This is a genomic window from Streptomyces sp. NPDC029122 (genome assembly GCF_055569445.1).
Genome location: NZ_JBVHWK010000002.1, coordinates 205,335 through 219,322, shown reverse-complemented (window position 1 = coordinate 219,322; position 13,988 = coordinate 205,335). Strand labels below are relative to the sequence as shown.

Genomic DNA, 13,988 nt, shown 5'->3' with positions numbered 1-13,988 from the left:
GCTCCGGGGCGGATCAGGCGTCTCCGGGCAGGAGGTCCTGCGGCAGTTCGCGGAAGGCCCACGCGCCGCGGGTGCGGGTCAGGGTCCAGACGAGGTCGTAGCGGTCGGGCCAGGCGGCGGGCACGCCGAGGACCCGGTGGGCGCCGAGGGCGCGGACCAGGCGGGGGATGCCGGCGGGCTCCCAGCACACGAGTACGGGTGTCCGGGCCTCCAACGCGGCGCGGGCCAGGTCGGTTTCGGCTCCGAGGGCGTACCGCGTGCTGACGGGGATCCGCAGGGCGGCGGCCAGGGGCGCCAGGGTCTGCCTGCACCGGGCGGGGGCGGATTCCGGCCCGCCGGTCGCGAACAGCGCGGCGGGCCGGGGCAGCCGGGCACTGTGGGCGGGGCCGAAGAGCCGGGGCAGCTCGTCTGCGCGGCGGCGGCCGCGTCCGGCGAGGAAGCCGGGGTCCTCGTTGCCCTCGTCGTCCTCGCCGGTGGCTCCGGCGTAGGGCTTCTCCGCGTGCCGGATCACCATCACGAGGGCGTCCTTGGCGGGGGCCCGCCCGCCGGGGGCGGGGCGGGGCGCCCTGTGGCGGGTTGCGTCGTCGTGCGCCGTGCAGCCGGCCGGCGCCAGGCAGGCGAGGGCGGCGGCCAGCGCGGTGCGGCGGCGCGGTCCGGACCCGGCGGGGGCGTGGGGCATGGGGCCCACTGAACCCCACGCGCCGGACCGGGCCGGGGCGCGGCGCGGCGTACGGCCCGTACGAGCGCCCGGTCGGCGGATCGGATCAGCCGATCGGCCCAGGCCGGGGTCCGGGGCGGGGCCGGGGCCGGGCTCTTTCGGGGGCGGGGCGGCACACGGGCGGGGCCGCCCCGCCGCCGGGTGCGTCAGGCCTTGCGCAGGGCCCGCAGCCACTCCTTGTTCATCGCGGCGATCGACGGCAGCGGGATGCCCTTGGGGCAGGCCGTCGCGCATTCTCCGGTCAGGGTGCAGCCGCCGAATCCCTCGCCGTCCATCTGCGCCACCATGTCCAGCACCCGCGTCTCGCGCTCGGGCGAGCCCTGCGGGAGCACGTTCAGGTGGTTGATCTTGGCTGAGGTGAAGAGCATCGCGGAGCCGTTGGGGCAGGCCGCCACGCAGGCGCCGCAGCCGATGCACTCGGCGTGCTCGAAGGCGTGGTCGGCGGCGGGCTTGGGCACGGCCGTGGCGTGCGCCTCGGGAGCGGAGCCGGTCGGCGCGGTGATGTAGCCGCCGGCCTGGATGATGCGGTCGAAGGCGCTGCGGTCCACGACGAGGTCCTTGACCACGGGGAAGGCCGAGGCGCGCCACGGTTCGACGTCGATGGTGTCGCCGTCGTCGAAGGACCTCATGTGGAGCTGGCAGGTGGTGGTCCGTTCGGGGCCGTGGGCGTCGCCGTTGATGACGAGGCTGCACGCGCCGCAGATGCCCTCCCGGCAGTCGTGGTCGAAGGCGACCGGGTCCTCGCCGCGCAGGATGAGGTCCTCGTTGAGGGTGTCGAGCATCTCCAGGAAGGACATGTCCTTCGATATGCCGTCGACCTCGTAGGAGGCCATGGCGCCGGGGGCGTCGGCGTTCTGCTGGCGCCAGACGCGCAGGGTGAGCTTCATGCGTAGCTCCGCTGGGTGGGGTGGACGTACTCGAAGACGAGGTCTTCCTTGTGCAGGACGGGCGCGGCGCCGGTGCCGGCGTACTCCCAGGCGGCGACGTAGCCGAACTCCTCGTCGCGGCGGGCGGCTTCGCCGTCCGGGGTCTGGGACTCCTCGCGGAAGTGGCCGCCGCAGGACTCGGCGCGGTGGAGGGCGTCGAGGCACATCAGCTCGGCGAGTTCGAGGTAGTCGACGATGCGGTTGGCCTTCTCCAGCGACTGGTTGAACTCCTCGCCGCTGCCGGGGACCTTGATCCGCCGCCAGAATTCCTCGCGGATCTCCGGGATGCGGGCGAGGGCCTTGCGCAGGCCTTCCTCGGTGCGGGCCATCCCGCAGTACTCCCACATGAGTTCGCCGATCTCCCGGTGGAAGGAGTCGGGGGTGCGGTCGCCGTCGACGGCCAGCAGCCGTTCGAGCCGCTCGCGGGTCTCGCGTACGGCTTCCCGCGCCTCGGGGTGGGTGTCGTCGACCGCGCCGGTGCCGTCCCCGGCCGGGCGGCGGGCGAGGTAGTCGCTGATGGTGGAGGGGAGGACGAAGTAGCCGTCGCCGAGGCCCTGCATCAGGGCGGAGGCGCCGAGGCGGTTGGCCCCGTGGTCGGAGAAGTTGGCCTCGCCGATCGCGAACAGGCCGGGGACGGTGGTCTGGAGGTCGTAGTCGACCCACAGTCCGCCCATCGTGTAGTGGACGGCCGGGTAGATCCGCATCGGGACCTCGTACGGGTCCTCCGCGGTGATCCGCTCGTACATCTCGAAGAGGTTGCCGTACTTCTCGGCGACCTTGTCCCGGCCCATGCGGCGGATGGCGTCGGCGAAGTCGAGGTAGACGCCCTGGCCGCCGGGTCCGACGCCGCGGCCCTCGTCGCAGACGTTCTTCGCGGCGCGGGAGGCGATGTCGCGCGGGACCAGGTTGCCGAAGGAGGGGTAGATCCGCTCCAGGTAGTAGTCGCGTTCGGCCTCGGGGATCTCGGCGGCGGGGCGGGTGTCGCCCTTGGCCTTGGGGACCCAGATGCGGCCGTCGTTGCGCAGGGACTCGCTCATCAGGGTGAGCTTGGACTGGTGGTCGCCGGTGCGCGGGATGCAGGTGGGGTGGATCTGGGTGAAGCAGGGGTTCGCGAAGTAGGCGCCGCGCCGGTGCGCCCGCCAGACGGCGGTCGCGTTGGAGTTCATGGCGTTGGTGGAGAGGTAGAAGACGTTGCCGTAGCCGCCGCTGGCCAGTACCACCGCGTCCGCGTAGTACGTGGCGATCCTGCCGGTGACCAGGTCGCGGGCGACGACGCCGCGCGCCACCCCGTCGACGGTGATCAGGTCGAGCATCTCGGTACGGGCGTGCATCTCCACGTTGCCGGCGGCGATCTGCCGGGACAGTGCCTGGTAGGCGCCGAGCAGCAGCTGCTGGCCGGTCTGGCCGCGGGCGTAGAAGGTGCGGGAGACCTGGACGCCGCCGAAGGAGCGGGTGTCGAGGAGGCCGCCGTACTCGCGGGCGAAGGGGACGCCCTGGGCCACGCACTGGTCGATGATCTCGACGGAGATCTGGGCGAGGCGGTGGACGTTGGACTCGCGGGCGCGGAAGTCGCCGCCCTTGACGGTGTCGTAGAAGAGCCGGTGTACGGAGTCCCCGTCGTTGCGGTAGTTCTTGGCGGCGTTGATGCCGCCCTGGGCGGCGATGGAGTGGGCGCGGCGCGGGGAATCGCTGAAGCAGAACTGGACCACGTGGTAGCCCTGCTCGGCGAGGGTCGCGCCGGCGGCACCGCCCGCCAGGCCGGTGCCGACGACGATCACGGTGTGCTTGCGGCGGTTGGCCGGATTGACCAGCTTCGCCTCGAAGCGGCGGCGGTCCCAGCGTTCGGCGATCGGGCCTTCGGGGGCCTTTGTGTCGCGGACGGGCCCGCCGGTGGTGTAGGCGGCGTACTCGGTGCTCATGGTCAGCTCACCACTCCGGTCATGACGGCGAGGGGCACGGACACGAAGCCCGCGAAGAGGACGAAGGCCAGGGCGTTGGCCAGGGACTTCAGCGCCCGGTCGCGCCGGGCGTTGCCCGCGCCGAGGGTCTGGGCGGCGCTCCAGAAGCCGTGGCGTACGTGGAGGCCGAGTGCGGCCACCGCCGCGATGTAGATGGTGTTGCCGTACCAGGTGGAGAAGGTCGAGAGGACGTTCTCGTACGGGTGGCCGGCCCAGGCGCGCTCGTTGACGGTGAGCGTGGTGAGGTCGAGGATGTGCCAGACGATGAAGAGGCCGAGGATGACGCCGCCCCAGCGCATGGTGCGGGTGGCGTAGCCGGCCCGGCGGCGCTTGCGGGCGTACTTGACGGGGCGCGCCCTGATGTCGCGGCGGCTGAGCTGGTACGCGCAGACGGCGTGGGCGACGACGGCCGCGACCAGGATCACGCGGACGATCCACAGGGCCCACTCGTGGTGCAGGAAGGGGGAGCCGAGGGTGCGCAGCCAGCGGGCGTAGCCGTTGAACTCGTCCGCCCCGAAGAAGATCTTGAGGTTGCCAAGCATGTGCACGACGAGGTAGCCGAGCATGACCAGGCCTGATGCGGCCATCACGGACTTCTTGCCGACGGTGGAGTCCCAGAGCGTGCGCGTGGTGGACGGCCGTCGTGCCGTCCGCGTTGCCAGAGCCATGGCATGACCGTACGGACGAAGGTCCCCAGAGGTCCAAGACATGGTGGAGCTGATCGCGATAGGCACGCCCTATGGTTGGCGGTAGCCTGGGGGGATGCAGTTCCAGCAGCTCGTCTATTTCGTGGCCGTCGCCGAGACCCGGCACTTCACGCGCGCCGCCGAGCGCGAGCACGTGGCCCAGCCGTCGCTGTCGCAGCAGATCAAGGCGCTGGAGCGCGAGCTCGGCGCCGAGCTGTTCAGCCGGGCGCGCGGCAACATCGCCCTCACCGACGCGGGCGAGGCCCTGCTGCCGCTGGCCCGGCGGATCCTGGCGGACGCGGACACGGCACGGCTCGAGGTGCAGGAGCTGGCGCAGCTGCGGCGGGGCCGGGTGCGGCTGGGGGCGACCCCGAGCGTGTGCACGGGCCTGCTGCCGGCCGTGCTGCGCGCCTTCCACACGGCCCACCCGGGCATCGAGCTGCTGATCGAGGAGAGCGGCTCGCTGGACCTGGTGCGCGAACTCGCGCGCGGGGTGCTGGACCTGGCCCTGATCGCGCTGCCGCTGCCGCCGTCGGCGCCCGCCCTGACCACGGTGGAGCTGCTGACCGAGGACCTGGTGGTGGTGTCGTCCGCGGACCTCCCGCCCCCGGCGGGCGGCGGGGAGCTGACCATCGCCGACCTCCGCGAGGAGCCGATGGTGATGTTCCGCCACGGCTACGACCTGCGGGACCTGACGGTGGGGGCGTGCCGGGCTGCGGGCTTCGAACCGGTGTTCACCGTGGAGGGCGGGGAGATGGACGCGGTGCTGGGCTTCGTACGCGCCGGGCTGGGCATCGCGGTGGTCCCGGCCATGGTCGTGGACCACGCCGGCCCGGGCCTGCGCGCCACCCCCCTGGCCGGCTCCCCGCTGCGCCGCACCATCGCCCTGGCCCACCGTACGGACGTCGCGCCCCCGCGGGCGGCCCGAGAACTGAAGCGGATCCTGGTCGGCTGAGACGGCCTCCCCGGCCGGCGGCGGACGGCTCGCGGCGGTGCGACGGGCGGCGGACGGCGGACGGCCCGCGGCGGTGCGACGGGCGGCTGGCGCGGGGCGGCGGGCCTTCGCGGCGGCGCGGGGGCCGCGAGGGCCGCCGCATGCGACCCGCTCGGGGAGACCGCTCATCGGTTTGCCGCGGGTCCTCGGTTTGCCGCCGGATATTGGTTTGCCGCCTGCCGGCCCGGCCGGATAGGAAGCTCGCATGCTCAGAGGCAGCAAGGTCGGGCTCAGGGCCCGGCACGAGGATGACATCCCGGCCCTGCGGGCCGAGCTCTACGACGACGTGGTCAACTCCTCCCGGGCCGAAAGCGGGCCGTGGCGGCCGATCACGCCGGGCTCGAAGGATCCGCGGCTCGTGGTGGACGACACGAGGGAGGGAAGCGTCCAGTTCTCCGTGGTGGAGCTGGAAGGCGGCACCCTGGTCGGCACCGCGACGCTGTGGGGCATCGACAACCACAGCCGGTCCGCGCACATCGGGCTGGGGCTGCTTCCGTCCTGCCGGGGCAAGGGCTACGGCACCGACGTGGTCGCGGTGCTGTGCCACTACGGCTTCGTCGTGCGCGGCCTGCACCGGCTGCAGATCGAGACGCTGTCGGACAACGCCGCGATGCTGCGCTCGGCCGAGCGCAACGGCTTCGTACGCGAGGGCCTGCTGCGCTCCTCGGCCTGGGTGCTGGGCGAGTTCCTGGACGAGGTGCTGCTCGGGCTCCTCGTCCACGACTGGAAGCAGCACGCGCGGCGATAGGCGGCGTCCGGCGGATCACGGCCGGGGCGGCCCCGGTCCGCCGGAACTCCCCCGTGCGCTCTCGGGTCATGCGGGTGGCGGGGACGGCGCGGTCGCGGCGCGCTGTCGCAGGCGCCGCCTGTCGGGCTTGCCCCGGTCGGTCAGCGGGATCTCCCGTTCCCAGAACACGGCGGTCGGCCGGTGCGCCGGGGCCAGCTCCCGCTCCACCAGATCACAGGCCTCGGCCGCGGACGTCCCGCTCGGCTCACGGCCGGGGACCGGGACCAGGAAGGCGCACAGCTCCTCGCCGGTGACCGGGCTGGGACGCCCGACCACCACCGCCTGCGCCACGGCGGGATGTTGTGCGAGGGACGCCTCGACGGGCAGGCAGTAGATGTTGGCTCCGTTGACGATCACCATGTCCTTGACCCGGTCGTCGAGGTAGAGGTACCCGCCCTCGCCGACGTGCCCGACGTCCCCGGTGCGCAGCCATCCCTCGCGCAGGACTCCGGCCGTCAGGTCAGGCTGGTTCCAGTAGCCGGCCATCACCGTCGCGGAACGGACCCACACCTCTCCCTTGTGTCCGGCGGGCAGCACCTCGCCCCGCTCGTCCCGCACCTGGAGCTCCACCCCGGACGCGGGCCGGCCCGCCGACGCCAGCAGCTCGGGGCGGCCGGCCGCCGCCGCGTCGTGGTCGGCGGGGGTGAGGCGGCAGATCACCCCCGCCTCGTTCATCCCGTAGCCCTGCCGCCACTTCACACCCCATCGGGTCACGGCCTCACGCAGGCGTGCGGGGAGGATGGGCGAGGCTCCGTACGAGACCGCCTCGAGTCCCGGAATCCCCTGGGCGGTCGCCGGGTCGTCCAGCAGCCGGTAGAGCATCGGCGGCGTCAGATACGTGGACACCCGCCCCAGGCGCCGGCAGGCGGCCGCGAACTCCCGCGGCTCGAAGGGATCGAGGATCTCCACCCTGCCGCCGGTCCGCAGCTGCTCCAGGCACCGCCCGCCGGAGCGCTGGGCCAGGGTGGTGACCGAGAGGTACACCGACTCGGTCCACCGGGCCCCGCGGCCGCTGTCCCGCGCGGCCAGCGCGCCGAAGGTCGAGGCCACGCCCTTGGGGCGGCCCGTGGTCCCGCCGGTGTACATCACGCGGGCGAGGTCCTGCTCCCTCGCACGTACCGTCACTTCGGCGGCCTCCCGTTCGGCCGCCGCCGCGAGCAGCCGTTCCAGGGGGAGCCGCGGGGCACCGGTCTCCGGCACCGGGACGTCGTGCACCACGACGGCCGGCCGGCAGTCCCGCAGGATGAAGTCCACGCCGTGCACGGCCGGACCGCCCACCACCTGGGTGAGCCGCGCGCCCAGCACGTGCGCCGCGAGCCGCACCAGGAGCGCCTCCGGCCGGTTGCCGCCCGTCACGCAGGCCAGCCCCTCGCCCCGCCGGACGCCGGCCTCGTCCAGCGCCCCGGCCAGCCGGTACACCGTGTCCTGCACTTCGGAGAACCGCAGGACGTCCGCCCCGGACCCGATCGCCGGCCGGTCCCCGTACCGCTCCAACGCCTCGATCAGCTCGGTGACATACCTGGCGCCCATCCGCACTCCCGCCTCCGCGATTCGAGTCACCGGCGATCCCGTGCGCCGGCGTCAGGAGGGTATGAGCGGCCCGAGGGTCCGGTCGAGTCCGTCGGCCAGCATGGCGAAGGCACGGTCGGCTTCGGCGACGGCGGCCGGGTAGGCCTCGTCGGCGCTCTGGCCCGCGGAGAGCCGGTGCCAGTTCTCCCGGCCCAGCTCCTGTCGCACGGTCACCAGGTGCAGGGCCGCCAGCCGGGCGGTGAACGGCGGGATCGATTCCGCCTCCAGGACCGCCGCGAGCAGGTCGACCTCCCGCGCCGTGTAGTGGGCCAGCCGGGTCTCCAGGCTGGCGGTCGAGTACAGCAGCCCCTGGAAGGCGAGGACGTCCGGGTGGTCGCAGAGCCCGGTGATCGGGTCCCGCTCGGCGAGGGCGGCCACGAAGTGCTCGTGGACCGCCCGGACCGGGGTCAGACCCGCCGGACGGTCGCGCACGACGCGCGCCGCCTCGTCCTGGTGGTCGGCGAACCGGTCCAGCACCAGGTCCTCCTTGCTCGGGAAGTACCGGAACAGGGTGGGCTTGGAGACCTCGGCCGCGGCGGCGACGTCGGCCACCGACACGGCGTCGAAGCCGCGCTCGAGGAAGAGCTCGAGCGCCGTGGCCGCCAGCTGGTTCTTCGTCCGCAGTTTCTTCGTCTCGCGCAGCCCCGTGGGTGCATCCGTCATGTTCTCCATGCCTCCAGAGTGGCACGAAAAAACAACCAAGTCAATTTCGTGACCGGGTTGCATTTCTGCCCGGGTCGCGCTTTCCTTGAGTCATCGACCCACCGAGGGCACCGAAGGAAGACAGGACATTCCGATGACCGACGTACTGATCGCGGGCTCCGGCCCCACCGGACTCACCCTTGCCTGCGACCTGACCCGCCGGGGCGTCCCGGTCCGCGTGCTCGACCAGCGGCCCGGCCCGCACCGCGAATCCCGCGGCAAGGGCCTCAACCCGGAAAGCCTCGAGGTCTTCGCCGGGCTCGGCCTCGGCGAGCGGCTGTCCGCAGCGGGCATCCAGGGGCTGGTGCTGCGCAAGTACTTCGACGGCGCTTACGTCAACGACACCCCCTCCGGGGGCGGTCTCTTCATCGGCCAGTGGCAGATCGAGGGGATCCTGCGCGAGCACCTCTCCGCCCTCGGCGTCCGCGTCGAGTACGACGCCCGGGTCACCGGGATCGACCAGGACGCGGAGGGGCTCACCGCGCGGCTGGCGGACGGCCGCTCGATCCGCGCGGGGTACCTCGCCGGATGCGACGGCGGGCACAGCACGACCCGCAAGCTCCTCGGCATCCCCTTCGAGGGGACCACGGACGAGACCCAGCTGATGGTGATCGGCGACGTCGAGGCCCCGGGTCTGGTCCGGGACCGCTGGCACCAGTGGTTCACCTCGGACGGCGGGGCCGTGATGCTCTGTCCGATACCGGGGACCCCGTCGTTCCAGCTCCAGGCCTCGCCGGAGCTCGACGAGGAGGGCACGCCGGTGCCGCCGTCGCTGGAGGGCTTCCAGCGGCTCTTCGACCGGCACGCCCGGATGGAGGGCATACGGCTGACCCGGGCGACCTGGCTCTCCACCTGGCGGGTCAACGTCCGCATGGCCACGCGGCTGCGGGAGGGCCGGGCCTTCCTCGCCGGGGACGCCGCCCATGTCCACTCGGTGGCAGGCGGGCTCGGAATGAACACCGGCATCCAGGACGCGGTAGCCCTCGGCCGGACTCTGGGCGCGGCCCTCACCGGGGAAGCCGGGGCGCAGGTGCTCGACGTCTACGAGGCCGAGCGGCTGCCGGCGGCCGCGCGGGTGCTGGCGGACACCTCGGAGCGGCATCGGCGGGTCATGGCCGCGGTGCGCGAGCCCGGCCGCGGAACGGAGGCCGGCATGGGCTGACCCGGGCGAGCGCCCTCGGGGCACCCTGCCACCGGGGCGCGGCACCGGCTCGCGCCCGGCAGGGTCGTACCGGCGCGCGGCCCCGCCGTTCGGCCGTCGGCCCCGCCAGACCGGGCGCCGGACCCGTCGTTCGGGCGCCGGACACCGTTCCGGCGCGGCCCCGGCCGGGTCCGGCGGTCCGCCGACACCCTCGCCGGGGCTCCGGTTCAGGGGGTGGGGACGGCGTCCGAGAGGGTGAGGGCGTGGATCCGGTCCGGGGCCCCGGGGCGGGCGTAGTACCAGCCCTGGGCGGTGTCGCAGCCGAGGGCACGGAGCTGGGCCGCCTGGACGCCGGTCTCCACCCCCTCCACCGTGACCGCCAGTTCGAGGCTGTGGGCCAGGGCGACGATGCCCTCCACGATCTTGACGTCGACGGGGTTGGCCGGCTGCTGCTGCATCCCCTGCGTGAAGGAGCGGTCCAGTTTCAGGACGCTGACCGGGAGGCGGCGCAGATTGGCGAGGTTCGAGTAGCCGGTACCGAAGTCGTCGAGGGCGATGTCCACGCCGAGCGCGGCGAGCCGGCGCAGCGGCTCGAGGAGCTCGTCGTCGGCGCCGATCAGCGCCGATTCGGTGACCTCCAGGCACAGGGCACCCGGAGCCAGCCCGAAGGTCTCCAGCACGCGGACGGTGTCGGCGACCAGACCGGGATGGTGGAGCTGGGTCGGCGAGAGGTTGACGTTGACGCGCAGGGCCGCTCCGCCGTGCTGGCGCTGCCAGTTGCGGGCCTGGCGGACGGACTCCTCCAGCACCCAGCGGCCGAGCGGCACGATCAGCCCGGTCCGTTCGGCGAGCGGGATGAAACGGTCCGGGCCGAGCACCCCGTACTGGGGGTGCGACCAGCGCACCAGCGCCTCCGCGCCGTGGACGCTGCCGTCGTGCATGTGCACCAGGGGCTGGTACTCGATGAAGAACTCGCCGCGCTCCAGCGCCGCCGGCAGGGCGTTGGTCAGGCCGTGCCGGGTGATGGCGCGGGCGTCCGCCTCCGCGTCGGCGAACTCGAAGCGGTTTCCGCCGGCCGCCTTGGCCCGGTACATGGTGATGTCCGCGCTGCGCAGCACCTCCGCCGGGGTGCGCTCCCCCGCGCGGCCCTCGACGATGCCGATGCTGCCGCGCACCGACAGCTCCCGGCCCTCCAGCCGGATGGGGGTGGACAGCGCCGACAGGATGCGCACCGCCAGGTCGGTCACCTTGTCCCCGGGATCCTCGTCCGTGCCGGCGGCGGGCCCCGTGGTGAGGGCCACGAACTCGTCACCGCCGAGGCGGGCCACGACCTCGCCCGGTCCGGTGGCGCAGCTCTGCAGCCGGTCGGCGACCTCCACCAGCAGCCGGTCCCCCGCCGAGTGGCCGAGGCTGTCGTTGACCGCCTTGAAGCCGTCGAGGTCCAGGTAGCACAGGCCGAAGCGGCTGCCGGGGGCGCCTGCCAGTGCCTTCTCCAGCCGCTCGAAGAAGAGCGTCCGGTTGGGCAGACCGGTGAGGGCGTCGTGGGTGGCCTCGTAGCGCAGCCGGAGGTTGAGCAGCCGGCGTTCGGTGGTGTCCTCCATCAGGGCCAGCTGGTACTGGGGCACGCCGTTGGCGTCGCGCAGCAGGGACACCGTCAGGTTGGTCCACAGCACGGTGCCGTCGTGCCGGTAGTAGGGCTTCTCGACGCGGTAGTGCTCGCGTTCCCCGCGGACCAGTTCCCCGTACATCCGCCAGACGTGCGGGGTGTCGTCGGGGTGGCCCCATTCGCTGACGTTCCGGCTGCGAACGTGGCCCTCCAGGCCGCCGAACATCTTCAGCAGGGCGTCGTTGACCTCGAGGACGTTGCCCTCCAGGTCGGCGATGCCGATGCCGACGGCCGCTCCCTCGAAGACCGCCCGGAAGCGTTCCTCGCTGGCGTGCAGGGCCTGCTGGGCGTCACTGCGGGCCGTCAGCGCGGAACGGGCGATGGCCTCCTGCTCCCGCAGGGTGCGCTCGCGCAGGGCGCGGGCGAAGCCGGCCGCGATGCCGTGCTGGAGCCGGGCGCAGCGGGACCGGTACTCCTCGGTGCTGTCCGTGCCGGCGCCGTCAGGCCCGTCGGGGCCGCAGTAGAGCACCAGGTAGGACTCGACCACCCCGAGGGTGCCGGCGAGCGCCTCCGGGTCGGTGCAGTGCACGGCGACGAGCTCGGCGCCCACGCGCTGCGCGACAGACGCGTCGAAGGGACGGGCGTGCAGGGCCTCGGTCAGGGTCCGGGCGAGGGGCACGAGGTGCTGCTCGAACTCGGGGCGCGTCAGGGACGTCGCGGTGACGGGGAAGATGGCCCGGCCCCAGATGGTGGCGAAGCGGGCGATGCGGTCCTCCAGCCCGCTGCGCGGCTCGCGCAGCGGTGCCCGGCCCTCCCGCGGGCCGGCAGGACGGGGGCCGACCGGGCCGGGAACAGCAGCCGCGGGGCCCACAGGACCGGAGGCAAGGGGGCCGGAGCCGACCAGACCGGAGCCGGCCGGACCGGAGCCGATGGGGCCTGGGCTGATGGGGCCTGGGCTGGCAGGGGCACGGCCCGCGGGGCGGGGGCCGGCGGGCGGGGGTGTCGGAGCGGGGAGTCTCACGCCTTGCGTCCCACGCCGCCGTAGCCCGAGAACGCGTACGGGTCCTCGGGCTCCTCGCCGTCCTCGAGCGGCCCGATGCGTTCGGGGCGCCACTCGGGCATGGACACCAGGCCGGGATCCAGCAGCTCGAACCCGTCGAAGAAGCCGGTGATCTGCTCGTGGCTGCGCATGACCAGCGGGTTGCGGATGTCCCGGTAGACGCCGACGACCTCGCCCGCGACGTCCTCGGTGAGCGGGATGCCCTCGTAGGAGGCGTGGGTGAGGATCAGCAGGCTGCCCGGGGCCAGCGCGTCGCGCAGCTCGGCGACGGAGTCGTACGGCTGGTCGGTGTCCTCCAGGAAGTGCAGGACGGCGACGAGCAGCAGGGCGACGGGCCGTTCGAGGTCCAGCAGCCGGCCCACCTCGGGCGAGCCGAGGATGTCCTGCGGCTTGCGCAGGTCGGCGGGGACGACACCGGTGCGGTCGTCCCCGGCCAGGACGGCGCGGCTGTGGGCCACGGCCACCGGGTCGTGGTCCACGTAGACCACGCGGGCCTCGGGGCTGGCGGCGCGGGCGACCTCGTGGACGTTGCCGAAGGTCGGGATGCCGGAGCCGATGTCGAGGAACTGGGTGACGCCCTCGGCCAGGGCGTGGCGGACGGCGCGGCGCATGAACGCCCGGTTGGCCTGCATGATCTTGGGCAGGCCCGGCATGAACTCCATGGCGCGGCGGGCCGCCTGGCGGTCGACCTCGAAATTGTGGGAGCCGCCCAGGTAGTAATCGTAGATGCGGGACACGCTGGGCACCGATATGTCGATGCCCGGCGGGGCCCAGGCGGGGCGTTCCATCGGGGTCTCCAAGCCTCGTCGTGCCATGGTCGGGCGGGTTCGTCCGGGGGTGGGACGGTGGTCGGACTGCTGTCCGAGCCGAATGTACTGATCATTTCCCAACAGGGCGAGCAAAAGCGGAAATTGGCGGTCCGTTCTTGGTCACACACCAAAGGCACGTGCGGCCCCCGCCAGCGATGAAGAAGAAACCGACAAATACCATTTGAGATTTCGACTGCGAGCGATCAGAAGCGATCCAAAGCTGGCTCAAACATCTACGCTCCACGCTCCACCCGATCAGGCGAACCGACACCAACGCCCCGCGTGCGCGGGCGCGCGCGGGCCCATGCTCCCCCAGTGAACAGAGCCTGTGCCAGACGCCTGCTGGCGGTCCCGGTCCTGCTGTGGGCGGCGCTCTCCGCCACGCCGGCCGTGGCCGATAGCTGCGCCTACGCGACGATCGGCGCCGCGGACGGCGGACCCGCCGTCGAGCTGTACGCCTACGCGGGCAGCGGCGGCGCCGGGGCCGGCCGAGGTGGCGGACATCACGGCGGCCACGGCCACGGCCACGCCCGCGGCCACCGCGGCGAGGGCCACTCCGGCGCGCACCACTGCCCGCCTCCGCCCCCGCCCTGCCCGCCCAAGCCGACCCCCAAGCCGCCGCCACCGCCGACGCCCCCTCCGCCGCCGAAGCCGCCACCGCCGAAGCCCACCCCGCCGCCACCGCCGCCCGAACCGGCCCCCGCGCCGCCCGTGCCCGCCCCGAAGCCGCCGCCGGCGGCGCCCAAGCCGCCCCCGCCACCGCCGCCACCGCCCCCGGTGCGCGCCGCACCCGCCGCGCCGCCGCCGAAGCCCGCGCCCGAGCCACCGGCACCGGCACCGCCATCGGCGACGGCTCCGGCTCCCGTGCCCAGGCCCGTGGCCCGTCCCGCGTACCACACGCGCACCCGCAAGCCGGTGGAGCACCACATCTCACCGGTCACCTTCACCCTCATGACCGCCGCCCCGGCCGTGCTCGCGATCGTCGCGCTGCGCCCGCGTTAGCCCGCCCACTCGCTCACCGCCCACCGCCCA

Annotated in this window: 12 protein-coding genes; 4 read left to right on the top strand and 8 right to left on the bottom strand. The window is 73.6% G+C overall.

The genetic code is table 11. The features are described 5' to 3' along the window. Positions 1–13 precede the first annotated feature (13 nt). The 4 genes from ACZ4WZ_RS03390 to ACZ4WZ_RS03375 all read right to left on the bottom strand — a co-directional run bounded on the left by ACZ4WZ_RS03390 (position 14) and on the right by ACZ4WZ_RS03375 (position 4,270). Positions 14–679 (bottom strand): hypothetical protein, encoded by a 666-nt coding sequence (locus tag ACZ4WZ_RS03390; protein WP_467884527.1) that lies wholly within the window; start codon positions 677–679, stop codon positions 14–16. 185 nt (positions 680–864) lie between these two features. Further along, the gene (locus tag ACZ4WZ_RS03385) at positions 865–1,605 is read right to left on the bottom strand and encodes a succinate dehydrogenase/fumarate reductase iron-sulfur subunit (RefSeq protein ID WP_467884526.1); all 741 of its coding nucleotides are present in this window, start codon (positions 1,603–1,605) and stop codon (positions 865–867) included. Then, positions 1,602–3,563, bottom strand: a complete 1,962-nt coding sequence (locus ACZ4WZ_RS03380; protein WP_467884524.1) for a fumarate reductase/succinate dehydrogenase flavoprotein subunit — start codon at positions 3,561–3,563, stop codon at positions 1,602–1,604. Before ACZ4WZ_RS03380 ends, ACZ4WZ_RS03385 begins: the two co-directional genes overlap by 4 nt. A 2-nt stretch (positions 3,564–3,565) precedes the next feature. Then, positions 3,566–4,270: a succinate dehydrogenase gene (locus tag ACZ4WZ_RS03375; RefSeq protein ID WP_467884523.1), complete on the bottom strand. Its 705-nt coding sequence runs from the start codon at positions 4,268–4,270 to the stop codon at positions 3,566–3,568. A 94-nt stretch (positions 4,271–4,364) separates the two neighbouring features. Here ACZ4WZ_RS03375 and ACZ4WZ_RS03370 point away from each other — a divergent pair, with 94 nt between their 5' ends. Then, entirely contained in the window at positions 4,365–5,243 is an 879-nt protein-coding gene (locus tag ACZ4WZ_RS03370; protein WP_267037533.1) for a LysR family transcriptional regulator, read from the top strand. 244 nt (positions 5,244–5,487) lie between these two features. Beyond that, on the top strand, positions 5,488–6,030 hold the full coding sequence (locus ACZ4WZ_RS03365) for a GNAT family N-acetyltransferase (protein ID WP_467884521.1): 543 nt from the start codon (positions 5,488–5,490) through the stop codon (positions 6,028–6,030). A 66-nt stretch (positions 6,031–6,096) separates the two neighbouring features. Here the strand turns inward: ACZ4WZ_RS03365 and ACZ4WZ_RS03360 are convergent, their stop codons facing one another. Both ACZ4WZ_RS03360 and ACZ4WZ_RS03355 read right to left on the bottom strand, forming a co-directional pair. Then, on the bottom strand, positions 6,097–7,599 hold the full coding sequence (locus ACZ4WZ_RS03360) for a class I adenylate-forming enzyme family protein (RefSeq protein ID WP_467884519.1): 1,503 nt from the start codon (positions 7,597–7,599) through the stop codon (positions 6,097–6,099). A 51-nt stretch (positions 7,600–7,650) separates the two neighbouring features. Next, entirely contained in the window at positions 7,651–8,301 is a 651-nt protein-coding gene (locus tag ACZ4WZ_RS03355) for a TetR/AcrR family transcriptional regulator (protein WP_467884518.1), read from the bottom strand. 133 nt (positions 8,302–8,434) lie between these two features. On the opposite strand from ACZ4WZ_RS03355, the gene ACZ4WZ_RS03350 reads away from it, so the two are divergent. Further along, the gene (locus ACZ4WZ_RS03350) at positions 8,435–9,502 is read left to right on the top strand and encodes an FAD-dependent monooxygenase (RefSeq protein ID WP_467884516.1); all 1,068 of its coding nucleotides are present in this window, start codon (positions 8,435–8,437) and stop codon (positions 9,500–9,502) included. Positions 9,503–9,708: 206 nt separating this feature from the next. On the opposite strand, the gene ACZ4WZ_RS03345 is transcribed toward ACZ4WZ_RS03350, so the two are convergent. Further along, a complete protein-coding gene (locus ACZ4WZ_RS03345; RefSeq protein ID WP_467884971.1) occupies positions 9,709–11,886 on the bottom strand; it encodes a putative bifunctional diguanylate cyclase/phosphodiesterase in 2,178 nt (725 codons plus the stop codon). Positions 11,887–12,104: 218 nt separating this feature from the next. Beyond that, complete coding sequence (locus tag ACZ4WZ_RS03340) at positions 12,105–12,935, bottom strand: SAM-dependent methyltransferase (RefSeq protein ID WP_467884514.1); 831 nt, start codon at positions 12,933–12,935, stop codon at positions 12,105–12,107. Positions 12,936–13,832: 897 nt separating this feature from the next. On the opposite strand from ACZ4WZ_RS03340, the gene ACZ4WZ_RS03335 reads away from it, so the two are divergent. Further along, entirely contained in the window at positions 13,833–13,958 is a 126-nt protein-coding gene (locus tag ACZ4WZ_RS03335) for a hypothetical protein (protein ID WP_467884513.1), read from the top strand. Positions 13,959–13,988: the final 30 nt, after the last annotated feature.